This window comes from Pseudomonas capeferrum (genome assembly GCF_013523055.1).
GTDB classification, from domain to species: Bacteria; Pseudomonadota; Gammaproteobacteria; order Pseudomonadales; family Pseudomonadaceae; genus Aquipseudomonas; species Aquipseudomonas capeferrum_A.
Window position 1 is genome coordinate 29,603 of the sequence record NZ_JAAMQM010000026.1, and the last position, 23,481, is coordinate 53,083.

Genomic DNA, 23,481 nt, shown 5'->3' on the forward strand with positions numbered 1-23,481 from the left:
CCGGCTGCCACTGTCAAAGGTAGGAACGGTCGCACTGTTTACACTCCTGGATAGGTGCAGCAGCCACTATCGGTCGCTGCCAGAACATCAGCCTAATCGATAGCATGCTAAGAGTGTCAACCATGCGGCCCATTAGTCTGAATCTTGAAGCCAGATCGCCTTCCTCCCAAAACTTCACTGCCGCCCAGCGTTTCTGTGAGTCGAGAGTCAGTGTAGAAGATCGCTCGGTCACGACAGACAAGAAACGAACTTGCCCGCGATCACGGGCAAGGTACATGCCATACACCGACGTAGTCCGATCGAACCTCATCGTGGCCAGGCCACACTTCCAGGGACTGCGTTTTTACACCAGTTCTTCGGTCACAAATGGTTTTAATTGCCCAATGAATGACTTGCCGTGCTCGAACCATGCCTTGCGCTGATCGGCTTGCAAGTAGACCTGATAGTTTGCCTCATCGAGGAACCAGCATTCACCGATCGCATGCACAGGGCCCACATCAAGATAGGGGACATGGGTGTCGCTGGGGTTGCCTGACACCAGCCTCACTTCGTATTTGTGCAGGCCCGGCATCCCCTGGCTCATGTCGAAGTGGATAATGCATTCGCGCTTGAAGACCTCGTCGCTCATGGATTCGGGTTTCACCAACAGATACACGATTCTGATCATTTGAATTTCTCGACTACGTTGTTTGAAAAGGGCTGCAACAGTGGCTCATCGACTCCTTCATCAATGGCGTCCAGGCGGATGCCTTTAGTCTCGGGCAACAACATCAAGGCAAACACCGCCAGCGCATAGGCCACCAGACAGAAGCCGCCTACTGTCTGCGAGAGGCCAAACTTGGCGGCCAGCAGACCGACGCCGGTCACGGCGAGGGCGCCAATGGATTTACCCACGTTGTAAGAGAAGCCCATGCAGGTCGTTCGGACCTGGGTAGGAAACTGCTCGCTCAAGAACGGTCCCAGTGCTGCGAACATGCCGATCGCCAGCGCTCCGACCAAGAAGCCCATCACGTGTGCCACCACGGCATTCAAGGGTACGAACATGTAGGCGACGGTCACGATCCACGAGCCCAGTGACAGCATGATCAAGGAAGGTCGACGCCCCAGCCGGTCCGACAGATAGGCGGTGGTGGCAAATCCGCAGAGGCTGCCCAAGGCCATGATCAGGATCGTTACAATCAGTGACCCCTTCTCGATGCCGCGCTCAGCCATCATGGCAGGGGTCCACACCAGGATGACGTAGCAGCCCGCTTGCAAGCCGATCACCAGCAGGCTGGACAACATGCTGACCCGAATATACTTTTTCGAGAAAACCGTCCAGACCGTGGCCTTCTCGGCTTTCGATTGGCGTGCCTGTTCGAAGGCCTGCGAATCCTTGACGTTGCGACGAATGAAAATGACCACCAGCGCCGGAAGCACGCCGACCCAGAAGGCGACTCGCCAAGCGTATTCCGCTGGGACGTAAGCCAGGATCGCTGTCACGATCAGCACCGCACCGGACCAACCCAAGGCAAAGCCTGACTGAACAAAGCCTAGCGCACGACCGCGGTTTTTCGGGTTGATGACCTCGGCCATCAAGGCCACACCGACCGCCCACTCACCGCCAAAACCAAGCCCCTGAAGCGTGCGTGCCACCAGCAACTGCTCGAAGTTCTGGGCGAAACCAGCAACGATCCCGAAAAAGGTAAACCAGCAGACGGTAAAGATCAGGATTCGCACGCGCCCATAACGGTCGCTTAAAATGCCCGCAAACCAGCCTCCTAGCGCAGCGGAGAGAAGCGCTGATGTGCCCACGATCCCTGCCTCGCCCTTGGTCAGGCCCCAGATGGCCATGAGAGTCGGAAGCAGGAAACTGAACATTTGCATGTCGTAGGAATCCAGGGCCCATCCTGCATAGCAGGCCCAGAAGGTTTTTTTCTCACGGGCGGTGCCGCTCTTGTACCAGGAGAACATAGGAGCATCCTTATTGTTATGGGTACCTCACTGCGGGAGAGCATCACTCAGTTTCGGTTACGCGCCTATTTGACTTATTGGAAGCCTGCCTTTTGCTTTTCCTAATCAGTCAGGCCCAGCCCTGTCAGACCCTGTTGCGGGGCCGCTTGATCCAGCATCACCTTGATCACGCCATGCACAAGCTCTACCCGTTGTTCAGTCCTCGCCGCCACGCGGGGCAGCCACGCTTGCGCCTGATTCAGCAGCGTTACGACAGCTTTCGCGCAGCCAAGGTCCGCTCCCCAATCGCCAAGCGCCGCAGCGACCGTTTCCTCGTACCTCAACCGCTGGGCTGCGGCCTGGCCCAGCCAGGGCTCGCTCAGGGTGGGCCATTCGCGCTCCATGATCAGGAAATGGCAGGGCATGTAGCGCTGCAGTTCCAGGTGCATTTCGATGATGGCGCGCAGTCGAGCGGGCGCAGCCACCCGCTGCTGGATCTGTTCGGCTTTGAACCGCAATAGCTCCAGCAACTCCTCGAAGAACTCGTAGAGCAACGCCTCCTTGCTCTCGATGTGGTTATAGATCGAGCCACAAGTAACGCCCAAGGCCGAAGCCAACTCGCGCATTCCCACATTGCCATAGCCCTTGTCGGCAAACAGTGACAGCGCCTGACTGCGTGTATCCGAAAACCGGTCGATAGCCGCCTGCCTCCCTTGAAACTGTTGCGCGAGCATGGCTGGACACCGCTACGAGGGCAATTTCGAAAATTGAAAGGCGGCGTTAGACCGCGCACCTCGGCGCATCTTAGGCAAAGCTTCATGCCGACTTCTGTAAAAGCAAATTCCCCCTCGACTTCGTCCCGCTCATGATGCTGGCATCAACCGTGACCTGGGTGCAGAAGCATGAAGGATTTTGAGTCGGCCGACTGGCTGGGACGAACGCAGGAGCGTCATGATCAGTTCAGTGTCTCACTGGTGCGCCGCATTGCCGCGACCTTTGAAGAGCCCGTCCCCGCTGAGGGCGAGGAACTGCCATGGTTGTGGCACTGGTGCTTCTTCGATGATGGCGCGCAGCAAAGCGGGCTCGGTCCTGATGGTCATCCGGCATTGGGTACGTTCATGCCACCTGCCTTCGGCCGCAATCGGATGTGGGCCGGCAGTCGCGTGAGCTTTATCCATCCGTTGCACGTCGGAGCTCGTGCCCGCCGTCTTACCACCATCGAGCACATCGAAGAGAAACACGGTCGCAGCGGAACCCTGCTGTTCGTCACCCTGGCACACGAGGTGTGGGAGGACGATAGGTTATGCCTGCGCGAAGAACAGGACATCGTCTACCGTGAGCCAGTCCCGCCAAAAATGGCCGCTGGCGATCCGGTGATCGAAACGCAGTGGAGCGAAAGCATCGTGCCTGATGCGGTGCTGCTGTTCCGCTATTCGGCACTCACCTTCAATGCCCACCGCATTCATTACGACTGGCCCTATGTGACCGACACAGAGGGTTATCCCGGACTGGTGGTTCACGGCCCCCTCACGGCCACCCTGAACCTCGCTGCCTTCACCCGCGCCCACCCCTTGGCGCGATTGAAGCACTTCAGCTTTCGCGGCGTTCGCCCTTTGATTGCCCCGGCGCCCATCCATTTTGGTGGGCGACACCTCGAGCATGGGGTGGCAGAGCTTTGGGCGAGTGACGCCAACGGCATCAGCCAATACGCAACGATCGATTTCGACTGACAGGCTATTGATTAGGCCCCAAGGATCCATGATGAATCACGACAACAATGAAGAACTCAACGCTATCCGCGAAGGCGTGCGCGCCCTGTGCGATGATTTCCCTGCCGAATACTGGCGCAAGATCGACGAGGAAAAAGGTTTTCCCGAAGCCTTCGTCAAGGCCATGACCGATGCCGGCTGGCTCTCGGCGATGATCCCTGAGGAGTACGGTGGCTCGGGCCTGGGCCTGGCCGAGGCCTCGGTCATCCTCGAGGAAGTCAACCGTTGCGGCGGCAACTCCGGGACCATCCACGGGCAGATGTACAACATGTTTACCCTGCTGCGTAACGGCAGCGACGAACAGAAAGCTTACTACCTGCCCAAGCTGGCCAGTGGCGAGCTGCGCTTGCAGTCGATGGGCGTGACCGAGCCCACCACCGGTACCGACACCACCAAGATCAAGACCACCGCCGTGCGCCAGGGCGACAAGTATGTGATCAATGGCCAGAAAGTCTGGATTTCGCGCATCCAGCACTCGGACCTGATGATCCTGCTGGCCCGCACCACTCCGCTGGCGGAAGTGAAAAAGAAATCCGAAGGCATGTCGATCTTCCTGGTCGATCTGCGCGAAGCCATCGGCAACGGCCTGACCGTGCAGCCGATCGCCAACATGGTCAACCACGAGACCAACGAGCTGTTCTTCGACAACCTGGAAATCCCCGCCAGCAGCCTGATCGGTGAAGAAGGCAAGGGCTTCCGCTATATCCTCGACGGCCTCAATGCCGAGCGCACCCTGATCGCCGCCGAATGCATCGGCGATGGCCGCTGGTTCATCGAGAAGTCCAGCCAGTATGCCCGCGACCGCGTCGTGTTCGGCCGGCCGATCGGACAGAACCAAGGCGTGCAGTTCCCGATTGCCGAGGCGCATATCGAGATCGAAGCGGCTGATCTGATGCGCTGGCGCGCCTGTGAAGAATACGACAGCGGCAAGAATGCCGGCGCTGCAGCCAACATGGCCAAGTACCTGGCGGCCAAGGCCAGTTGGGAAGCGGCCAACGCGTGCCTGCAGACCCATGGCGGCTTCGGTTTCGCCAACGAATACGACGTCGAGCGCAAGTTCCGCGAGACGCGCCTGTACCAGGTGGCTCCGATTTCGACCAACCTGATCCTGTCGTATGTGGCCGAGCATCTGCTTGAGCTGCCGCGCAGCTTTTGAAGGGAGGGGTCATGAGTAACGTTCTGATGAGAACGGCGCTGTTCGTTCCGGGCAATCGCCCGGAACGCTTTGCCAAGGCCTTGGCATGTGGCGCTGATGCGGTGATCGTCGATTTCGAAGATGCCGTGCAAGAGACGGATAAAGCCGCGGCGCGTGAGCACCTGGGGCAGTTTCTCGACGCCAATCCAGACGCCCGTGTCTGGGTGCGCGTCAACACCGTGCACCATCAGCAGCATGCGGCGGAGCTGGCATTTTGCGCCCGGGTACCGGGTGTGATCGGTGTCATGCTTCCCAAGGCCGAATGCCAGGCCGACGTCGCCAGGGCGGCGCAGGGCGGCAAGGCGGTCATCCCTATCATCGAGAGCGCCGAAGGGCTGCTTGGACTGGCCGACATTGCCCAGACCAAAGGCGTTCAGCGACTGACGTACGGGGGGCTGGATCTCAGTCTCGACCTGGGCCTCGTTGCCGGTCATAGCGATGCCGAACGCATGCTCGACCAAGTGCGATTCGCCCTGCTGCTGCACAGTCGCCTGGCCCGGTTGGCGCCGCCACTTGAAACCGTTTTCGCCCGGTTTGACGACGCATCAGGGCTCGAGCGGTTCATGGGCGCGGCACAAGGGATGGGGTTCGGCGGCATGCTATGCATTCACCCTACCCAGGTCGCCATCGCGCACCGTACCCTGCGACCCAGTGAGTCCCAGTTGGACTGGGCTCAGCGCGTACTGGAGCGGGCTGGTGATGGCGCTGGCGCCTTCCAGCTCGATGGCCAGATGGTTGATGCGCCGGTCATTCAGCGTGCCCGGAATGTGCTGAAGGCTGCCCGCGATTCTTGAGCACAGGGGCATGCCTTGGGTTTTGCGCCGTTCTTGAGATCGAGCGGGGCATCGGGGTACATGCCTTGAAGCGTGTGGCGCCCTTTTAGATCGAGCGCCCCGCGGGCGGCGCTCGATCTAAAGGACGCCATACGGCCCAAGCCCTACACCTGCTTCCACAGCGCTAGTCAAGCGCAACGCTGTAGGAGAGGATCAAGCGGTTTTCATTCAGTTCACCCGTCACATCTGAACGCACCATCGCGTTCCGCCAGCGCAGGCCCAGGTTTTTGAGTGGCCCGCTCTGGATGACGTAGCTCACATCGAGGTCTCGCTCCCATTCATGACCGTCCTGGCCCGCCACCTGGTAACCGTCCCCGCGCAAGTACCGCGCGAACGCCGTAAGCCCAGGCACGCCTAAGCCTGCGAAGTCCAGGTCATAGCGCGCCTGCCAGGACTGTTCCTCCGCGCGCGTGAAGTCCAGCACCTGCACCACGTTGGCGACGTTCGGGTCTGCGTCCTGCAGAAAGGGAAAAGCCGTATGGCCGCGGTTGTTCTGGAACCCCACCCGCCAGGTGTGGATCCCCGTATTGGCCGATAACAGCAGCGACGTCAGATCGCTGTCGATATTGCGGGCGCGTTGCTCGCCCACCTCGGAGGTGTCGAAGTACCCAAGATTGACCCCGACCGTCCAGTTACCCCATTTTTTCGAGGCCAGCACGCCGTAGTAATTCTGTTGGTAGACGTCTTCGAGTTCGGCGCGCCAGACGGAAGCAGTGAGCTGCGGGGAGAAGCTGTAGGCAAGGCCCAGGTAATTGAATCGATCACTGCTGGCGGCGAAGTTGGCGGTGCGCAGGTCATCGTGGTTACTGCTGCTGTTGCGAAAGTTGACGCTGCGAATCTGTCCGCCATCGACCACCAGATTGTCGATGTCACTGGAGACCACCGACACACCGTTGAAGAATGGCGGCATCAACCGCGCATCGCTGGGAAGCAACACGGGAGATTTGGGCATCAGGCCCCCGACCTTGACCACGGTTTTGGAAATCCTGGCTTTGACCGCACCTGACAGATCGCTGTATTCCCCTGGCCCCGCATTACCGAAAGCATTGGGTAGCAGGCCGGTGCCTGCATGTGCGTCGGACGAGTCGAGTTTCACCCCGAGCGCGGCATACAGATCCACGCCAAAGCCGATCGGACCCTCGGTGTAGCCGGATTTCGCATCGAGCATGAACGCCTGCGCCCACTCCGCCCGCCTCGACTGCACGGCATCTTCCTGGCGGAAATCGCGGCTGAAGTAAAAGTTGCGCAAATTGAGGTTGATACTGCTGTCTCCACTGAAATCGCCCCTCGCCAGCGTGGACAGCGCCATGACGGGAGGGATGCAACACAACGCGCACGACCGTGCCAGACGATGCTTATACATGGAGATGTTCCTGTCGATTGTTCTTGTTATTTACCGACCCCACGGGTCAGCGTGCCCAGCATGGTGAGGCGCTCATCTGTTGGGTATTGGAATTTGCTTAAGCGGAACTTGCGTGCAGCGAAACATGGGCACCTGTGTCGCTGCCTTAATCCTGCTGAAAGACGGCCTTTCGCTAAATCGAATTGTTCGCCCGGGTACCACCAGCCATGCTGGCTCTCATCGAGCCGTATCCACCCAAAAGAACAAGAGGCACTTGCGTTATGAAGGACGCTTTGATCGTTTCGCCGCTGCGCACCCCCATAGGCAAGTTCGGCGGTGCCCTCGCCTCGCTGACGGCGGACCAGCTGGCGGCTACGGTCATCCGTACGCTCATCGAGCGAGTGGGCATCGCGCCGGGGTCCCTGGACGAGGTCATCGTCTCCCAGTCCTACGCCTCCAGCGAAGCGCCCTGCATGGGCCGATACGCCGGGCTGCTCGCTGACCTGCCTGTCGAAGTGCCCGGCTACACACTGGATCGCCGCTGCGGTTCGGGGCTGCAGGCGATAGTGAACGCTGCCATGCACGTACAGACAGGCCATGCCGAAGCGGTGATGGTGGTGGGCGTCGAGAGCATGAGCAATATCGAGTACTACAGCACCGACATGCGTTGGGGCGCCCGCGCCGGCAGCGTGAAGCTGCATGATCGTCTGGAGCGCGGCCGCGAACGCTCACAGCCCGAGACGCGTTTCGGGCGCATATCCGGCATGCCCGAAACGGCGGAAAACCTGGCACGCGACTATGCCATCAGCCGCGACGAGGCCGATCGCTTCGCGGTGCGCAGCCATCAGAATGCAGCACGTGCCTGGCAGCAAGGCCGCTTCGATGATGAGGTCATCAGCCTGGACGTGCCGGGTAAGCGCGGCGCCAGTGTGCGAGTCGCGAGCGATGAAGGCATACGCGCCGATGCGAACCTCGACAGCCTCGGCCAACTTCGCCCATTGCTGGCTGATGGCGTCTGTACGGCGGGCAACTCCAGCCAGCAGAACGATGCTGCCGCCGGCTGTCTGGTGGTCTCACCCGAGTATGCCGCCCGCTACAACCTGCGCCCGCTGGCCCGGCTGGTCGATTGGGCCGCGGCCGGCTGCGAACCCTCGCACATGGGCATCGGCCCGGTGCCGGCGGTGGCAAAACTGCTTCAGCGTACCGGCCTGAGCCTTGCCGAAATGGACCTGATCGAAGTCAATGAGGCCTTTGCCGCACAGGCCTTGGCCGTGCTGCGCGCATGGAACATGGACAACCTCGATCGCGTCAACGTCAATGGCTCCGGCATTTCCCTGGGCCACCCTATCGGGGCCACGGGGATACGGATCATGACCACGCTGCTGCATGAGATGCGTCGGCGCGACGCCCGTTATGGCCTGGAAACCATGTGTATCGGTGGCGGACAAGGAATGGCCGCCCTGTTCGAGCGAATCTGAACCCATGGACCCTGATGACAAGGCTCGCCGACAATACCAGCCGGTGGTTGCCGTCATGCCGTCCAAATAAAACAAGATTGAAGGAATAGCCCTATGATGCAGTCACGCATGATCGGAGATATCAAGGTTACCCGGATCCTGGAATACGCAGGGCCCACCCATGACCCGGCCTTTCTCTTTCCCGATATCGATCGTAGCGTTCTGGAGGAACACCAGGCGCTGATGGCACCCAATCACTGGGTGCCGCATATGAACAAACTCATCGTCACGATCCAGTTCTGGGTTGTCCACGCAGGCAGCAACATCATCGTGGTCGATACCGGCGTGGGCAACTTCAAGCCCAGGGCCGGCATCCCACGCATGAACATGCTCAACACCTTGGTGCGGGAATGGATGATCGCCGCGGGCGCGCCGCCCGAAAAGGTCACCCATGTGGTACTGACCCACTTGCATGCCGACCACGTGGGCTGGAACACCACATGGCAGGATGGCCGCTGGGTACCGACGTTCCCCAATGCACGCTATTTCATTCCCAAGGAAGATTTTGTCTTCTGCAAGGAAGGCAAGAACAAAGAGCCCGGTGTGATCGACGTGTTCGGTGATTCCTTCTTTGACAGCGTGATGCCGATCATCGACGAAGGCCTGGGGGTGATGATCGATCCAACGCAGGAGATCGCCGATTGCCTGGTGGTCGAGCCCGCGCCGGGGCACAGCCCGGGGCAGGTCGCTTTCCGCGTTCGCTCCCGCGGGGAAGAAGGCTTGTTCTGCGGTGATATCCTGCACAGCCCCTTGCAGATCGCCCGACCCGACGTGAACTCCGGCTACTGCATCTGGGCCGATACCGCGCGACAGACGCGCATGGAGTTTCTCAATCGCGCCGCTGACCGCGAAGCGCTGATCATGCCCGTGCATTTCGGCGAGCCACATTGCGGCTTCATTCGCCGCCAGGGCGATGGGTTCCGCTTCGAACCCTCGGCCTGGTAATTCGCCTGTCCAGAAAGGCCTCGGGCCTTTCTGGACAGCGCAAGCTTACAGGCAGTACCGTGTGTCTTTTACTGGCAAGAAGCGAACATCATGGCGATGCATTTCGATATCACTGATTTCCGTCTGTTCATCAACATCGCGGAAACCAGCAGCCTCACCAGAGGTGCAGAGCGCTCCTTTCTTTCCGTTCCGGCGACCAGCAACCGCATCAAGAACCTGGAAGACAATCTGGGCATGCGCCTGCTCGAGCGCTCGCCCCAGGGCGTCACGCTGACGAGCGCTGGGCGGACCTATCTGCAACACGCGCGGATTGTGCTGGCCCAACTCGAAATGCTGACCGGGGCGCTGCAGGAATATGCAATTGGCCTCAAGGGTCAGATTCGGCTTCAAGCCAATACCACCGCCATCACCGAATACTTGCCGCCCGTGGTGGGCGACTACCTTAAAAGCCACCCTGACGTGCATATCGACATGCGCGAGCGGTTGAGCGATGACATCGCACGCAGCGTTCGCGACGGCAGCACCGACCTGGGCATAGTGTCCGGCAGCGTGGTTACCGACGGTTTGCAGAGCGTGCCGCTGGTTTCCAGCCGCTTGATGATCATCGCCCCGCTCGGCCATCCGCTGCTGAAAAAAAGTGAAGTCCACTTCAAAGAAGCACTCCAGTATGAGTTCGTATCACTGCTCGAAGGCAGTGCCATCCATGTATTTCTGAGCCGCGCTGCCGCCGCCCTTCACAAACCCTTCACCATCCGTGTTCAGGTGGCCAGTTCAGATGCCATCTTCCGCATGGTCGAAGCAGGCGCCGGCATCGCCATCGTGCCGCAAGCAGTCTACAACCGCCTCAAGAGTCCCCAGATCGGCTCCTGCGCTCTGCTCGACCCCTGGGCCGTGCGCACGTTCCAGCTGTGCGCCCTGGACTTCGATGGGCTCTCGGCCTTCGCTCGCGATTTTGCCGACAGCTTGATCGCGTACTACCGCAACCCCCTACCCCCTGCTCTGCCTGCCTGAGCTCATCCTTGCCAGCCCTCTTGCGCCCACCTGTCCTGCCCGGAAAGTCGCGCTGCGCGTGTGCACGCACAGACCGTTAACCAAAGGTTAATCAGGGCTTCCGAAGACCGAAATTGTAGCGCTCAACAGCCTTGGGCAAGCTGTGGACACCAGGCGACGAGCAACTGCGGCCACGCACCCAGCGTTCGTCGGTCCTGGTACTCACCGCCGTCCGCGCGTTGGTTGCGGCGTAGAATTTCCAGCAAGGAACAAAAGCCATGATCAACAAGCTTTGCGCCGATGCCCAGGCAGCCCTGTCCGGCATCAAAGACGGGGCAACGATTGCCGTAGGAGGATTCGGCGGCGCCGGCATGCCTGACGAGCTCATAGACGCGCTGATCGAACAGGGTGCACGCGATCTCACGCTGGTCAGCAACAATGCCGGTCAAGGCGACTCAGGACTCGCCGCCTTGCTCAAAGCCGGGCAGGTCCGTCGCATTCTCTGTTCCTACCCGCGGATGACCGGTTCGCACGTGTTCGAGTCGTTGTATCGGGCAGGCAAGATCGAGCTCGAAATCGTTCCTCAGGGCAACCTTGCAGAGCGGCTACGGGCTGCGGGCTGCGGCATTGCCGGGTTCTACACCCCGACAGGCTTCGGTACGTTGCTCGCCGAAGGTAAAGAGACGCGGTTGATCGATGGGCGCCAGTGCGTGCTGGAGCTGCCCATACACGTCGACTACGCGCTGATCAAGGCGCAAACGGCCGACCGCTGGGGCAACCTGACCTTCCGCAAGACAGCCCGCAACTTCGGCCCGGTCATGGCCATGGCAGCCACCAATACCATCGCTTCGATCGAGCAGTTCTGTGAACTGGGTGAGCTGGACCCGGAAACAGTGGTAACCCCCGGCATATACGTCAAGCACCTGGTGCTGCGCAAAGCGTCGGCCAACCTTCTGAATCAGGCAGGATAATCGACCATGGACAACAGCATGAGAATCGCCATGGCCAAGCGCGTGGCGCGTGACATCCCCGAAGGCTCCTATGTCAATCTGGGCATCGGCCTGCCGACCCTGGTCGCCAACCATCTGCCCGCGGAAAAGGACTATTTCCTGCACAGCGAGAACGGCGTACTGGGCCGTTGGCAGGCAGCCGCACCGGGTGAAGAAGACTGGGACATGATCAACGCTGGCAAGGAGCCGATCGAGTTGAGCCCAGGCGCTGCCTTTTTTCATCATGCCGATTCGTTCGGCATGATGCGTGGCGGTCACCTGGACATCTGCGTACTAGGCGCCTTTCAGGTGTCCGCCCAAGGTGATCTGGCCAACTGGCATACCGGTGCCCCGGATGCTATTCCTGCCGTTGGCGGCGCCATGGACCTGGCCATTGGCGCGAAACGCGTTTTCGTGATGATGGAACATCTCGCAAAGGACGGTCGCAGCAAATTGCTGCCGGAGTGCACCTATCCGCTGACCGGCCTGGGGTGTGTCAGTCGCGTCTATACCGAACTGGCCACGCTGGACATCACCCCGGAAGGTGTCCGGGTCATCGAACTGGTCGGCGACACTACTGCTGAGCATCTGCAGGAAGTCACGGGCGTCCCGCTGGACTTCTCGGCACTCGGCATCATACCGTCCGCCGCGTCGACGCAACGACCGGCCGTTACCCAGCACTGCGCGGAACTGCAAAGGTGAATGGCAACTGGAGCTGGGACCAGCGCGACCTGACCGAGTTGTTGAGCCTTGAGAAAGCGGCCGACAACACATGGCGAAGCTACGTCTGCGACACCAATGCCAATGGGCGGGTGTACGCGGGGCAGCTGCTGGGCCAGGCGCTCTGGGCCGCCGCGCAAACCGTCGAGGAGCGTAGCTTGACGATGCTGCAAATGACCTTCCTGCAGGGCGCACGGCCACAGGAGTCGATCGAGTACAGCGTCGAGACACTCCAGGACGGCCGGCGGATCTCCAGCCGCCATATCTACGGCGTCCAGGGTGCGGGCCTGGTCATGAGCGCCAATGCCAGTTTCCAGGCCCCGGCAGCGGACTCGGACGATACCTATCGACTAGCGCGGCAAGTCCCAGGCCCCGAAAGCCTGGCGACACTGTCCGAACTCGCGGCAGGTTTCCCCGCACAGGGTGAATCGCTGCAGTTGCGTGCCAGAGCCAAACCGCTGCTCGACATACGCCTGATCAATCCGGCGGCTTGCTTCGATCCTGCGGCGGGCCCCGGGGAAGTCGCGTACTGGATGCGTCTGGACCAACCACTCCCGAGCGAAGGTTGCCTGCATCACGCAGCCCTGGCGTATATGTCCGACAGCTGGCTCAGCAGCAACGTCAGCTCACGGGAATTGCTCGATGCCCCTTGGCAGCACTACGTCAGCAATTTGAATCACAGCCTCTGGTTTCATTGCCTGGAGCTTGACGTCACTCAATGGCTGCTGTTCGTCGACGACGGTGTTCGCAGCATGTCCGGACGCAGCCTTGCGATGGCCAACATCTTCCGTCGCGACGGGCGGCTGGTGGCCAGCGTAGCCCGGGATCTGTTGATTTCGCCCCGTGCCACCTGATCGTCAGGCAGGCACTGACCACCTCTGAATCCTAACAACAAGGAGTACCTCATGCTTTATCACGTAAAAATGGACGTAAAAATCCCGCGCGATATCCCGACCCAAGAGATCGAAGCCATCAAGGCGGCAGAAAAGAAACGCGCGACCGAGCTGCAGGAAAGCGGCAAGTGGCCGCACTTGTGGCGGATCGTCGGGCAGTATTCCAACATCAGCATTCTGGATGTCGAGAGTAACGATGAGCTTCATGCCTTGCTGTCCAGCCTGCCGCTATTCCCTTTCATGACGATTCAGGTCACGCCATTGGCCAAGCACCCCTCCTCCATCGTTTAAGACACGCGCGGCGGCCCTGGCCGCCGTTCTTATCTGTCCATGCACGCTCTATTCACGGCGGGAATTGGCAATGCCAATGTTAGTGCAACTTGACTCCTTGGATCTGGCCCAAGTGGTGCGTCCCGGAGACACCGTCATATGGGGCCAGGCAAACGCCGAGCCCTTGCCCTTGACCCAGGCGCTGATGGAACAGCGCCATGCGATAGGACGGTTCACCGTCGTCCTAGGCATAGATAAAAGCACGACCTGCAAGGTGGAACATGCCGATTGCGTGAACTTCATCTCCTATTGTGGGGCAGGCGGCAATCGCGATCTGGCCCAATCAGGCGTTCTGGATATCCTGCCGATCCACTACTCGTGCTTCGCACAGCGACTTGCCGAGGGTGCCTTGCCCATTGATGTGCTGATGCTGCAGGTAGCTCCTGCCAATGCAATGGGCCGTTACAGCCTCAGCATGGCCAGCGAGTACCTGTTGCACTGCATCGACCGTGCCCGTGTGGTCATCGCCGAGGTCAATCAACAGGCGCCTTGGACCTACGGTGATCGAACGCTGGGCGAGGAAGACCTGGACGTCATAGTGCACACCGACAGACCTCCCCTGGAAACCACCGCGACACGCGTGCGTGAAAGTGACCTGCGCATCGCGCGTCACATCGCAGGGCTTGTTGAAGACGGCGCGACGTTACAGATGGGGATCGGTGCGATACCGGATGCCGTCGTCCATACCCTAGAGCACCACCGGGACCTTGGTGTGCACTCCGGCAGCATCGGCGACAGCGTTGCACGCCTCATGCAGACCGGCGCGATCAACAACCGGCGCAAGTCCATCGATCGCGGCGTGAGCGTTGGCGGCGTCTTGATAGGCTCGCGCCTGCTGCATGACTTTGCTCACAACAACCCTTCCATCGAGCTGCGCTCGACCCAATACACCCACAGCGCCGCGGTGCTTGCCAGTATCGACCGCCTGGTGGCCATCAATTCAGCAGTCGAAGTCGATCTCACAGGCCAGGTCAACTCCGAGGTCGCCGCGGGCAGCTACGTCGGGGCAGTAGGCGGCGCTGCGGATTTCATTCGCGGCGCTCATCTGTCCAAGGGTGGCCTGCCGATCATCGCGCTTCCTTCAACGGCAGGAAACCATAGCCGTATCATTGCCAAGCTCGGCGGACCGGTGACGCTGGCCCGCAGTGACGCGGGCATCATCGTGACTGAATTCGGCATTGCCGACTTGCGAGGACTCTCGGTCAGGCAGCGCATCGTCAAAATGCTCGACATCGCTCACCCCGACCATCGACCGGGGCTGGAAGCAGAACTGGATAGCTCGTTCTCCTGAGTAAAACGTCGCCGTGGGGCGTACAAGCCTTCGAGGCTAACCCAGATGCTTTGCGTCGTGCGGTGATGGGATCAGCGACCGCACGACGCCCGTTGCGTTTACATGCAGGCTTGATTCTTGGCCAATGGTACGCTCAAGAACGTTATGGTCGCGGGTTCGAACGAGAGCTCGCCGCCAGCTGTCGCTGAGCCGTTCATCGCAGGAAGGTCATTGTCGGTGCCCAGTTGCAAGGCGGTGCCGTTGAGCATGACGGTCTTGTCGGTCAAGCTTGCTGCTGCCAAGGTATGGCGGCTTGCTGCGCCAGTGATGCTCAGCGAATCGGGCTTCTGGCGGTCGGTGTTCAGCACGAGCATCGCCACGCCACCGGGCACTCCACGCAAACACTGGGCATAGACATGCAAGCCGGCGCGGTTGGCAAACCCCGCATCGAGTACCGTGGTGCCCATGAGTCGACGCCAAAGCAGAGCGCCCCAATAGTTGGGCTTGGGCTCGAAGGTGTTTTCGTCCAGAAGCCCATAGTCGCTGGCGACCAGGGTATTGTGAAAGACCACGTCAACCTCTTGGCGAGCGAGCCGCCCGAGCTGGTCGAGGTAGCGGAAGGTGTCCAGGAAGGTGCCCCCCCAGGGATTGCCGCCGCAGGCCGAGTCAGCCGTCTCGGTGTTCCAGAACGGCTTGCCCGGCATGCTCTGGTCGCGCACGTCGCGGTAGAACGCGAGCGTCTTGTCGGTACGACTCAACCAGTCTTCGGAAAGGGCCTGATCTCTGCTGGTCTGAAAGCCCATGCTCTTGCATCGCTGCGAGGCGGCGCCGTAATGGTGATAGGAAAACGCATCGGCGTCGCCTGTCGAAGCGGCAAGGTCGGCCGCTGGAAGCGCCTTCTGATTGCCATACCCTCCTTTGGCCACCGCCCAGTCAGCGTCCGCTTCGCCTACGGAGCCAGGGGCCAGGAGCTTGGTGTCCGGAAACTCTTTGCGCATGAACGCCTCGAACACCTTGAAGTCACGCCCATAAACCTGTGCATCGTAACCTTCAGGCGCTCCACCCATGGCCGCCATCGTAGGCTCGTTCATGTATTCGACCGCAGCCACCGTTCCACCCTGGGCCTTGGTGAAATCAAGCCAACGGCGCGCCTGATCAGGTTGCCAGACGCCATCGGGGCCACGAGTACCCACGCCTGTCGGCATCGACGTGACGATAGGCGCGTCGACAGCCCGAGAGAACTCGATCCCGGCCAACCACTGTTGTCGCGTGAGTACGCCAGCATAGCCCTTGGGCGGATCCTTGGGCGGTGTGTCGGTATCGGCGAAGTAGGTCGTGTTGGCCCATGTACCGCTGATCCGCATATAGGCGGGCGCGAGCGCTTGAGCCATTGCCCGCAAGCGTTTGTTGGCGAGGTCGAGCGGCGCTCGATATTGGTAGAGGCCAGGGTCCATTCCGGACGGTGCACTGCCTGCCTCGGCTTCGCCGTCCGAGGAAGACGCGTCAATGTCGCTATACGGTTTCCAGAATTTGCCCCCCGTGACCTCGAGCATCTCGACGTTGTACGACTGATAGCGCTCATCGACAGTACCGACCGCCTTCATCGTGCTGGGGGCAAGTCGCTCAGACGTGCTCGCCTCAGCCCTGACCAGCAGGGGCAGTGTTGCCAAGGCGACGAGCACAGCGCTTACCAGAGCGTTCTTGCTGAACTGGAGCATGGTCCACCTCGATTTATGCGCACTGAATAGGATATCGGAGCTGTTCCTTTGTTGCGATGTAGCACTTTTCCGGGGATGGCCACTTCACTGTAAGTGCTATCTTGTCAGTGTAGACGGGCAAATCTGGAGCAGTAGCTCAGGCTACCTCGCAGCGCAGCAAGTGCTCGATGACGTGAGAACGCTTGTCCTGAGTGTGGCCCTCATGGGCCTGACCGTGACAGTCGCCGGCCCTGTCGGCTGGCCGCGCTGATCGCCCAGAAATCGCCCGCTATCTTGGTGGCCTCGTTTAACTCGCCCGGATTATTACCGCAACGGCAAAGCATTCTCTTAATAAATTAGCTAGCTAACTATCTATATGGCCTGGTACCTTCATCTTCTGCATCAAACTCGGCTCGGTGCATAACCACCGTCATCTGCTTGCTTAAGGTGTTAGTTATGTCGTTCACGAAACCTGGCTCAACCTTCTACCTAACCGCCACGCTGCTCATGAGCGCGCTGCTGGGTGGCTGCACCACACAGCTGACCGAGAAGGGCCAGCAGATAAACCTGGTCACGGCCTCGTCTGTAAACGCCTGCTATCTTGTCGAGACCTTCACTGTGCAAGGTTGGTCCGCTGACGATGCGCTCAACACGGCTTTCAATAAGGCTGCGGAGCTTGGAGTTGACAGCATGGGCGTCAAGTCTGTCAGCGAAGGCGATGAAATCACCGCCCTCGCCTTCGATTGCCGTATTGACCGTACCGAGAATACGAATCACGTGATCGACTTGAACCCTTGAATAGCGTCGATAGCTAACGGCCGCCATTCCAAACGGTTGCGTTAGCGAGAAGAGTCCACTTTCGGGTGCCCTGCAGAAGACTTGCCCCTGCCTTTGCTCGATGCGTTTGCCAGTCTGCTGCAGGCCTTTGTCTTCATTCAAGCGTTGATCCGTTCTAGACGACCTTTGATCCCGACAGCGGAACACTCTGCAAGTGCGCGTCGTCTGCAGTGATATCGAGGCCTTGCTGGCTGGCGGGGTCGTCACTTGAGGATGATCGCTCATGAACGCACCGAAGAAAGATTCGCAAGGCTCCACAACCGAAGAAATCCAATCGCTACTGCGCCAGTATGCCGAGCCGCTGCCTGGCCTGGATGAACCTGGATTTGGTGAGCTTTTCGATCGCTACGGTAATGCCAAAGTCGTGCTGATCGGTGAAGCAAGCCATGGCACCAGCGATTTCTACAGGACTCGCGCGGCAATCACCCAGCACCTGATCGAGCACCATGGCTTTACTGTCGTCGCCGTCGAGGCGGACTGGCCCGATGCTGGTCAAATCGACCGTTTAGTACGGGACATGGAAAGCTCGGCTACCGATGAGCAAGCCTTCAATCGCTTCCCGACCTGGATGTGGCGTAACACCGATGTCGCCAGTTTCAGCCAATGGCTACACCGTTATAACCAGGCGCTCCCCTTCGAGCGGAAGGTTGAGTTTCGTGGCTTGGACATCTATAGCCTGAGCAATTCGATCACCGAGGTGCTGGCTTACCTGGACCGTACCGACCCCCGCCTTGCCCATGAAGCGCGCCAGCGCTACGGATGCCTGACACCCTGGCAGGATGACCCAGCGCTTTACGGCCATTTTGTCGAGCGCGACGGCGTGGCGCCTTGCGAGGAGGCGGTGGTCAAGCAGTTGAAAAGCTTGTTGGACAAGCGCTTGACGCGCTTCGCAGGCAACGATGAAGCCTTTTTCAACGCCACGCAGAATGCCCGAGTGATTCGCGCCGCCGAGCAGTATTACCGCGCCATGTACAAAGGCTCCGTCCTGTCCTGGAACCTGCGCGACCAGCATATGTTCGATACCCTGCAGACGCTGCTCGCGCATCGCGGGCGTGACGCCAAAGCCGTGGTCTGGGCGCATAACTCGCACATAGGCGATGCCGCCGCCACCGCCATGGGCTGGCGCGGGGAGTTCAACATCGGGCGACTGTGCCGCGCCGCCTACGGACGCGATGCCGTGCTGATCGGCATGAGTACCGATCGTGGTCAGGTGGCGGCGGCCAACGACTGGGACGGCGAGATGAATGTCATGGATGTGCGTCCGTCCCTGGCGCAGAGCTGGGAGCAGCAATTTCTCAAGGCCGGCATCCCCGCATCGCTCACCGATTGGCGCGCCGAAGACCGTGGCGCATTACGCCAGGCCTTGTCGGCGTCATTGCTGGAACGCGCGATCGGCGTGATCTACCGGCCCATGACAGAGCGCCAGAGCCATTATTTCGAAGCCGTGCTCAGCGAGCAGTTCGATGCCCTGGTGTGGATCGAGGAAACACACGCCGTTACGCCCTTGCCGGTCTCCGGTACCCCACGTGGTGAAGAAGATACCTTTCCCTTCGGAGTGTGAAGCGATGAGCGATTATTGTTCATCCCGCCCTGCTTTCAGCGATCGCCGTGAAGCCGGCAGGGCATTGGCCAACGCACTGCTGGCGCAGGCGCACGAAGCACCGGTAGTCCTCGCCCTGCCCCGCGGCGGTGTACCGGTGGCCTATGAAGTCGCCCTGGCACTGCAAGCCCCGCTGGATCTGTTGCTGGTGCGAAAGATCGGCGCGCCGGGGCATGAAGAGTTCGCCATCGGTGCCGTTGCCGATGGCGTTCAGCCGCACTGGATCGTCGACCAGACCATGCTCGAACACTTCCACGTGCCTGCGGGTTGGTTCGAACTGCAGAAGGATCAACAACTGAAGGAAATAGAGCGCCGGCGAGCGATCTATTGTGGCGACCACCGCCCCCTCCAGGTAGAGGGCCGTGAAGTGATCGTGGTGGATGACGGCGTCGCCACCGGCAATACCGCACAAGTTGCGTTGATGGCCGTGGCCCAGGCGCGCCCCAGGCGCATCAGCTTCGCAGTACCCGTAGGCTCTCATGAAGCGATCAAGAAGCTCGAACCTTGGGTCGATGCGTTGGTTTGTCTTGTTACACCCAAGCCGTTTCGTGCGGTCGGCCTACATTACGAACATTTCGACCAGACACATGACGAGGAAGTGATCGCATTGCTTGCGGCCGCACGTCGCCGATTCAGCGCCTAGACCCGTGCGTCCCTGTCGGTAACACAGGTGCATGTCACCACCAGAAACAGGTTGGGTCAGTGGCATGATGCCGACCAGATTTACTTTGACATCCTCTCACCTAAAATGCCGATAGCGCTGCTTGCCTACGGCATCGGTGGCTCGAATACCGTTTTTCCTTGGCCTACTCGATACGTGAGGACAAGGCATGTATGGAGTCAGCGAAACTGGTATTCACCCAGGATGTTCAGATCGGTTTCTACAGCCTGCTGGGCCGACCAGATAGGGCTGATAAGCAAGATGCCATTGCATCGTGACATAGGCTGCGCCGGATCAAGGCATTTGACGTTAGCACGCAGAGAAAGCGCCTTTGAAGGTCGCCAGAGGCTATGATGGAAAAACATCCCTTCCACGTGGATCAGCGACCCGATGTAATGGTACCTTATAGAAAATACATTTATAAATACGGCTCCCAAACGATGACCAAAACTGCTGAAATCCCAACGAGCGACAACGATAAACATCCCTCTACCCAGACCACTACCTATATGCTGGCTCAGGCCTTTCATGCCTTGCGTGCCTTGTGGATCGAGCCGGCCTTGAAGGCGGAAAACCTGACTTCATTGCAATTCACGCTATTGTCGGTCGTCGACCGCCATGCAGGGCTGTCTTCTGCCGATCTCTCTCGGCGCTTTTACGTGACGCCGCAAACCATGGGCCAGGTGCTCAGCGCCCTGGAAACCCGCGGGCTGCTGATTCGCGAAGAAAACCCGGCCAACCGCCGCCTCCTGGCAATGAGCCTGACACCCACCGGCCATGCATTGGTGAAGACATGCCAGACTCATATGCAACAGATCGAGCAAGAGGTGTTCGGAGAGTTGAACGAGAAAGAGCTGGTGAAGTTTCGCACGACGCTGCACAAGATCGTCGGCAAGATCCGCGAACGCTAAGGCAAGGCAAAAGGCCGCGAGCACTGACCATGCTCGCGGCCTTTTATTTATAGAACCTTGAAGTAATGGATGCGGTTGGAACCCGGGGTCTTTTCCGCGACGCCGACGAATACATGCCGGTCCAGCCAGTCATGCGGCCCCATCGGGACGTCAAACTTGGGCGACACTCGCATATAGTACTCGTCGGGGTCTACCACCTCCTGACGCTGCAGGCGTGCCAGTACCTCGGGGCTTGACCAGCGATAACCGCGGTTCTGCATATAGATCAACGTACCGTCATCAGCCTGCAGCAAGTAGCGTGCATCGAAATCTATGACGCCGTCGGGCCGCACCAGCGGCCAGTCGCCGCCGCTAAAGGGCAGCACCTTGCCCCTGATGTTCGGCCCCTCGAACTCCCCTGACTCCACATACACGGCCGCCCGCTCGGCGCCCATGTTACCGGGGCTCAGGTACAGCCCTTTGCTCAACTGTATGCTGACGGTAAAGGCAAACTCCAAGCGTGGCTCAAAGGGGTGCTTGGGCGGTTTGTTCTCGTTCATGGTGGTTCCTCTTGGCAGTGGAAGAATCGGACAGGTCCATGCGTGGCTCGGTTGCGCGCGTGCTGGCTGGCAGCTGCTCGCTCGTGCGGGGCACGCGGGTTTGCAACAGGAAATGCGACAGGGCCGGAATCAGTACCAGGGCACCGAACATGTTCCAGACAAACATGAAGGTCAGCAGGATGCCCATATCGGCCTGGAATTTGATCGGCGACCAGATCCAGGTCACCACCCCCGCCGCCATGGTGACGCCAATCAGACCGACCACTTTGCCGGTGAAGCCCAGTGCCTGGCGATAGGCCTGAGCCAGGGGTACACCACGGCGTTGCAGCGTCAGTTGGACGCACAGCAGGTACAACGCGTAATCCACGCCAATGCCGACGCCCAAGGCAATGACCGGCAAGGTTGCAACCTTGACACCGATCCCCAGCAGCACCATCAGCGCCTCACAAAGCACCGCTGCCAGCAGCAGAGGAATGATAGCCACCAGCACCGCTCTCCAACTGCGAAAGGTGATGAAGCACAACAGGGTAATCGCCGCGAACACGTACAGCAGCATTGTGTGATTGGCGTCCTCGACCACGATGTTGGTGACTGCCGCGATGCCCGCGCTACCGGCAGCCAGCAAAAATTGACGGTCCGGCGTCGAATGCTCGTCTGCATAAGACTGTGCGGCCGCGACCACGTCCTTCAAGGTTTGCGCCTTGTGGTCCTTGAGGTAGGCGATCACCGGCACGAGTGTGCAGATCCGGTCGGCCGCTGCCGGGTTGTCGGTCATTGCCTGGAACGATGCCGCACCGGTCAGCGAAGCATCCCGGGAGATGGTCAACCATTTCGGGCTGCCCTCGTTGAGGCCGGCGATCATGTTGCGCACGTTGTCCGACAGCGCACTGGCGTGAAGCACCCCCGGCAGCTCCTGGAGCATGACGGTAAAGCGCTCTATCTCCTTGAGCGTGTCGGTGGTCGAACAGGCATCGGCCGGGGTTTTCACCATCACCACGAACTGATCACTCGAGAGCCGATAGTGGTTATTGATGTAGTTGACGTCCTGGTTATAGCGAGCCTGAGGCCATAACTCCGGCGCACCAGGGTCCAGATCGCCAATGGCCAAGTGGGAGCGCACCTGATAGCCACCAACCATCAATACCGCAGCCACCGCCAGCGCCGCTACGGCCCAGCGCCGCTCGGTGAAGCGGGTCAGGCCATCGAGCACGCGGCCCAGGCCCAGGCCTCGGTCTTCTCTTTTCTCGTTGGCCAGCGCCCGCGCGGCCGCCCGTTGGCTGACGCCGGTATAGGACAGCACCACCGGCAAAAGAAGCAAGTTGGTGAAGATCAGCGCAGCCATGCCGATACTGGCCGTCAGCGCCAGCTCCTTGATGACCGGGATATCGATGATCATCAGTACACCAAAGCCTACGGCGTCGCTGAGGATCGCCGTCAGGCCGGCGAGGAACAGCCGGCGAAAGGTAAAGCGCGCGGCAACATACGGGTGCATGCCCCTGGCGACGTCCTGCATGATGCCATTCATTTTCTGCGCGCCGTGGCTAACGCCAATGGCGAAGATCAGAAACGGTACCAGCACCGAATAGGGATCGAGCTCGAAGCCCAGGCTGTTGACGATCCCCAGTTGCCAGATCACCGCCACCAGCGAAGCCGATACCACCAACAGGGTGCTGCGGGTGCAACGGGTGTAAAGGAACAGGAACAAGGCGGCAATGGCGATCGAAATCAGAAAGTAGATAACGATGTTGCCGAGCCCGTCGATCAGATCGCCGACCAGCTTGGCGTAGCCGATGATGTGCACCTCGACGTTGCCGCCCTGCCCTGCCGTGGAGTACTGCTGGCGAATGCTCTCCAGCTTGGCGGCGAACTGGCTGTAGTCCAGGCGCTCGCCGGTTTCCGGATCGTGGTCCTGCATCGGCACCACCATCATGATCGACTTCAGGTCCGTGGCCACCAGGCTGCCGATAATCCCCGCCTTGCGGATCTGCGTGTTGAGCTGCTCAAGGCTCTTGGCCGAGCCATCGTAGTTCTCCGGCATCACCGGCCCGCCCTCGAAACCGTCCTCGTTGACCGAGGTCCAGCGCACGGCGGCCATCCAGATGGAGGTCATCCACGCCCGGTCGACGCCGGGAGCGAGAAACAACGCTTGGTTGATCTTGAAGGTGGCGTCGAGAAATCCAGGCTCGAAAATGCTGCCCTGGGTATTTTCCACCACTACGCGTACCGAGTTGCCCAGGCCGGCCAGCTTGTCCTTGTTCTCGAAGTAGTTCTGTACATAGGGGTGGTTTTGCGGAATGACCTTATCAAAACCGGCATTGACCACCAGACGACTGGCTTGCATCGCCAGCAGGACCGTCACCGCCAGGCAGATGAGAATAAAGAGCAGGCGATGATTGAAAAGCGCCCGTTCCATCAAGTTGCCCGAACGCTTGTCAAATGACTGCAGCGTTGGATTCTGATGCGCCAGATCGGTGCCCTTAATATTGATTGTCATAGTCACTCACCACTGCA

Annotated in this window: 22 protein-coding genes; 15 read left to right on the forward strand and 7 right to left on the reverse strand. The window is 60.0% G+C overall.

The features are described 5' to 3' along the window. Positions 1-343 precede the first annotated feature (343 nt). From G7009_RS24040 to G7009_RS24050, 3 genes are all read right to left on the reverse strand, one after another. Positions 344-667 (reverse strand): 4-methylmuconolactone methylisomerase, encoded by a 324-nt coding sequence (locus tag G7009_RS24040; protein ID WP_181132525.1) that lies wholly within the window; start codon positions 665-667, stop codon positions 344-346. Then, a complete protein-coding gene (locus G7009_RS24045) occupies positions 664-1,953 on the reverse strand; it encodes an MFS transporter (protein ID WP_181132526.1) in 1,290 nt (429 codons plus the stop codon). The genes G7009_RS24040 and G7009_RS24045 overlap by 4 nt, the downstream gene beginning before the upstream one ends. Before the next feature lie 101 nt (positions 1,954-2,054). After that, positions 2,055-2,666: a TetR/AcrR family transcriptional regulator gene (locus G7009_RS24050; protein ID WP_181132527.1), complete on the reverse strand. Its 612-nt coding sequence runs from the start codon at positions 2,664-2,666 to the stop codon at positions 2,055-2,057. A gap of 168 nt (positions 2,667-2,834) precedes the next feature. On the opposite strand from G7009_RS24050, the gene G7009_RS24055 reads away from it, so the two are divergent. From G7009_RS24055 to G7009_RS24065, 3 genes are read left to right on the forward strand one after another with little or no spacing between them, the layout of a single operon-like run. Continuing rightward, positions 2,835-3,662 (forward strand): transposase, encoded by an 828-nt coding sequence (locus tag G7009_RS24055; protein WP_181132528.1) that lies wholly within the window; start codon positions 2,835-2,837, stop codon positions 3,660-3,662. A gap of 31 nt (positions 3,663-3,693) precedes the next feature. Then, entirely contained in the window at positions 3,694-4,857 is a 1,164-nt protein-coding gene (locus G7009_RS24060) for an acyl-CoA dehydrogenase family protein (protein WP_181132529.1), read from the forward strand. 11 nt (positions 4,858-4,868) lie between these two features. Continuing rightward, the gene (locus tag G7009_RS24065) at positions 4,869-5,690 is read left to right on the forward strand and encodes an HpcH/HpaI aldolase/citrate lyase family protein (protein ID WP_181132530.1); all 822 of its coding nucleotides are present in this window, start codon (positions 4,869-4,871) and stop codon (positions 5,688-5,690) included. Positions 5,691-5,853: 163 nt separating this feature from the next. Here G7009_RS24065 and G7009_RS24070 read toward each other — a convergent pair whose 3' ends face one another. Next, positions 5,854-7,092: an OprD family porin gene (locus tag G7009_RS24070; protein WP_181132531.1), complete on the reverse strand. Its 1,239-nt coding sequence runs from the start codon at positions 7,090-7,092 to the stop codon at positions 5,854-5,856. A gap of 260 nt (positions 7,093-7,352) precedes the next feature. Between G7009_RS24070 and G7009_RS24075 the strand changes: the two genes are divergently transcribed. From G7009_RS24075 to G7009_RS24110, 8 genes are all read left to right on the forward strand, one after another. Next, the gene (locus tag G7009_RS24075) at positions 7,353-8,549 is read left to right on the forward strand and encodes an acetyl-CoA C-acetyltransferase (RefSeq protein WP_181132532.1); all 1,197 of its coding nucleotides are present in this window, start codon (positions 7,353-7,355) and stop codon (positions 8,547-8,549) included. Between the two features lie 93 nt (positions 8,550-8,642). Beyond that, positions 8,643-9,533: an MBL fold metallo-hydrolase gene (locus G7009_RS24080; RefSeq protein WP_181132533.1), complete on the forward strand. Its 891-nt coding sequence runs from the start codon at positions 8,643-8,645 to the stop codon at positions 9,531-9,533. A 90-nt stretch (positions 9,534-9,623) separates the two neighbouring features. Next, positions 9,624-10,544 carry a LysR family transcriptional regulator gene (locus tag G7009_RS24085; protein ID WP_181132534.1) on the forward strand — a complete coding sequence of 307 codons (921 nt, stop codon included), beginning with the start codon at positions 9,624-9,626 and terminating at the stop codon, positions 10,542-10,544. A 257-nt stretch (positions 10,545-10,801) separates the two neighbouring features. Further along, positions 10,802-11,494, forward strand: coding sequence for a 3-oxoacid CoA-transferase subunit A (locus G7009_RS24090; protein ID WP_181132535.1), 693 nt, complete (start codon positions 10,802-10,804; stop codon positions 11,492-11,494). A gap of 6 nt (positions 11,495-11,500) precedes the next feature. Continuing rightward, complete coding sequence (locus tag G7009_RS24095; RefSeq protein WP_181132536.1) at positions 11,501-12,214, forward strand: 3-oxoacid CoA-transferase subunit B; 714 nt, start codon at positions 11,501-11,503, stop codon at positions 12,212-12,214. After that, positions 12,211-13,086, forward strand: a complete 876-nt coding sequence (locus G7009_RS24100) for an acyl-CoA thioesterase (RefSeq protein ID WP_181132537.1) — start codon at positions 12,211-12,213, stop codon at positions 13,084-13,086. Before G7009_RS24095 ends, G7009_RS24100 begins: the two co-directional genes overlap by 4 nt. Positions 13,087-13,137: 51 nt before the next feature. Then, positions 13,138-13,416 carry a muconolactone Delta-isomerase gene (catC, locus tag G7009_RS24105; protein WP_181132538.1) on the forward strand — a complete coding sequence of 93 codons (279 nt, stop codon included), beginning with the start codon at positions 13,138-13,140 and terminating at the stop codon, positions 13,414-13,416. Positions 13,417-13,486: 70 nt separating this feature from the next. Beyond that, on the forward strand, positions 13,487-14,746 hold the full coding sequence (locus G7009_RS24110; RefSeq protein ID WP_181132539.1) for an acetyl-CoA hydrolase/transferase family protein: 1,260 nt from the start codon (positions 13,487-13,489) through the stop codon (positions 14,744-14,746). Between the two features lie 98 nt (positions 14,747-14,844). Here the strand turns inward: G7009_RS24110 and G7009_RS24115 are convergent, their stop codons facing one another. Then, on the reverse strand, positions 14,845-16,443 hold the full coding sequence (locus G7009_RS24115; protein WP_181132540.1) for a hypothetical protein: 1,599 nt from the start codon (positions 16,441-16,443) through the stop codon (positions 14,845-14,847). 435 nt (positions 16,444-16,878) lie between these two features. Here G7009_RS24115 and G7009_RS24120 point away from each other — a divergent pair, with 435 nt between their 5' ends. From G7009_RS24120 to G7009_RS24135, 4 genes are all read left to right on the forward strand, one after another. Further along, positions 16,879-17,220, forward strand: a complete 342-nt coding sequence (locus G7009_RS24120) for a hypothetical protein (RefSeq protein WP_181132541.1) — start codon at positions 16,879-16,881, stop codon at positions 17,218-17,220. Positions 17,221-17,482: 262 nt separating this feature from the next. Beyond that, a complete protein-coding gene (locus G7009_RS24125) occupies positions 17,483-18,820 on the forward strand; it encodes an erythromycin esterase family protein (protein WP_181132542.1) in 1,338 nt (445 codons plus the stop codon). Positions 18,821-18,824: 4 nt separating this feature from the next. Next, positions 18,825-19,502, forward strand: a complete 678-nt coding sequence (locus G7009_RS24130; protein ID WP_181132543.1) for a phosphoribosyltransferase — start codon at positions 18,825-18,827, stop codon at positions 19,500-19,502. Between the two features lie 371 nt (positions 19,503-19,873). Further along, positions 19,874-20,431 (forward strand): MarR family winged helix-turn-helix transcriptional regulator, encoded by a 558-nt coding sequence (locus G7009_RS24135; protein ID WP_181132544.1) that lies wholly within the window; start codon positions 19,874-19,876, stop codon positions 20,429-20,431. Positions 20,432-20,478: 47 nt separating this feature from the next. On the opposite strand, the gene G7009_RS24140 is transcribed toward G7009_RS24135, so the two are convergent. Both G7009_RS24140 and G7009_RS24145 read right to left on the reverse strand, forming a co-directional pair. After that, entirely contained in the window at positions 20,479-20,970 is a 492-nt protein-coding gene (locus G7009_RS24140) for a DUF3237 family protein (protein WP_181132545.1), read from the reverse strand. Beyond that, the gene (locus G7009_RS24145) at positions 20,936-23,464 is read right to left on the reverse strand and encodes an efflux RND transporter permease subunit (protein WP_181132546.1); all 2,529 of its coding nucleotides are present in this window, start codon (positions 23,462-23,464) and stop codon (positions 20,936-20,938) included. Before G7009_RS24145 ends, G7009_RS24140 begins: the two co-directional genes overlap by 35 nt. Positions 23,465-23,481: the final 17 nt, after the last annotated feature.

Excerpts from the sequence above, each read along its gene's own strand:
- G7009_RS24125 (WP_181132542.1), top strand. The coding sequence starts at position 17,483 with ATGAACGCACCGAAGAAAGATTCGCAAGGCTCCACAACCGAAGAAATC.
- G7009_RS24085 (WP_181132534.1), top strand. The coding sequence starts at position 9,624 with ATGGCGATGCATTTCGATATCACTGATTTCCGTCTGTTCATCAACATC.
- G7009_RS24045 (WP_181132526.1), bottom strand. The coding sequence starts at position 1,953 with ATGTTCTCCTGGTACAAGAGCGGCACCGCCCGTGAGAAAAAAACCTTC.
- G7009_RS24130 (WP_181132543.1), top strand. The coding sequence starts at position 18,825 with ATGAGCGATTATTGTTCATCCCGCCCTGCTTTCAGCGATCGCCGTGAA.
- G7009_RS24050 (WP_181132527.1), bottom strand. The coding sequence starts at position 2,666 with ATGCTCGCGCAACAGTTTCAAGGGAGGCAGGCGGCTATCGACCGGTTT.
- G7009_RS24055 (WP_181132528.1), top strand. The coding sequence starts at position 2,835 with ATGAAGGATTTTGAGTCGGCCGACTGGCTGGGACGAACGCAGGAGCGT.
- G7009_RS24110 (WP_181132539.1), top strand. The coding sequence starts at position 13,487 with ATGCCAATGTTAGTGCAACTTGACTCCTTGGATCTGGCCCAAGTGGTG.
- G7009_RS24120 (WP_181132541.1), top strand. The coding sequence starts at position 16,879 with ATGTCGTTCACGAAACCTGGCTCAACCTTCTACCTAACCGCCACGCTG.
- G7009_RS24075 (WP_181132532.1), top strand. The coding sequence starts at position 7,353 with ATGAAGGACGCTTTGATCGTTTCGCCGCTGCGCACCCCCATAGGCAAG.
- G7009_RS24135 (WP_181132544.1), top strand. The coding sequence starts at position 19,874 with ATGGAAAAACATCCCTTCCACGTGGATCAGCGACCCGATGTAATGGTA.
- G7009_RS24140 (WP_181132545.1), bottom strand. The coding sequence starts at position 20,970 with ATGAACGAGAACAAACCGCCCAAGCACCCCTTTGAGCCACGCTTGGAG.
- G7009_RS24115 (WP_181132540.1), bottom strand. The coding sequence starts at position 16,443 with ATGCTCCAGTTCAGCAAGAACGCTCTGGTAAGCGCTGTGCTCGTCGCC.
- G7009_RS24145 (WP_181132546.1), bottom strand. The coding sequence starts at position 23,464 with ATGACAATCAATATTAAGGGCACCGATCTGGCGCATCAGAATCCAACG.
- G7009_RS24040 (WP_181132525.1), bottom strand. The coding sequence starts at position 667 with ATGATCAGAATCGTGTATCTGTTGGTGAAACCCGAATCCATGAGCGAC.
- G7009_RS24070 (WP_181132531.1), bottom strand. The coding sequence starts at position 7,092 with ATGTATAAGCATCGTCTGGCACGGTCGTGCGCGTTGTGTTGCATCCCT.
- G7009_RS24080 (WP_181132533.1), top strand. The coding sequence starts at position 8,643 with ATGATGCAGTCACGCATGATCGGAGATATCAAGGTTACCCGGATCCTG.
- G7009_RS24065 (WP_181132530.1), top strand. The coding sequence starts at position 4,869 with ATGAGTAACGTTCTGATGAGAACGGCGCTGTTCGTTCCGGGCAATCGC.
- G7009_RS24090 (WP_181132535.1), top strand. The coding sequence starts at position 10,802 with ATGATCAACAAGCTTTGCGCCGATGCCCAGGCAGCCCTGTCCGGCATC.
- catC (WP_181132538.1), top strand. The coding sequence starts at position 13,138 with ATGCTTTATCACGTAAAAATGGACGTAAAAATCCCGCGCGATATCCCG.
- G7009_RS24060 (WP_181132529.1), top strand. The coding sequence starts at position 3,694 with ATGAATCACGACAACAATGAAGAACTCAACGCTATCCGCGAAGGCGTG.
- G7009_RS24095 (WP_181132536.1), top strand. The coding sequence starts at position 11,501 with ATGGACAACAGCATGAGAATCGCCATGGCCAAGCGCGTGGCGCGTGAC.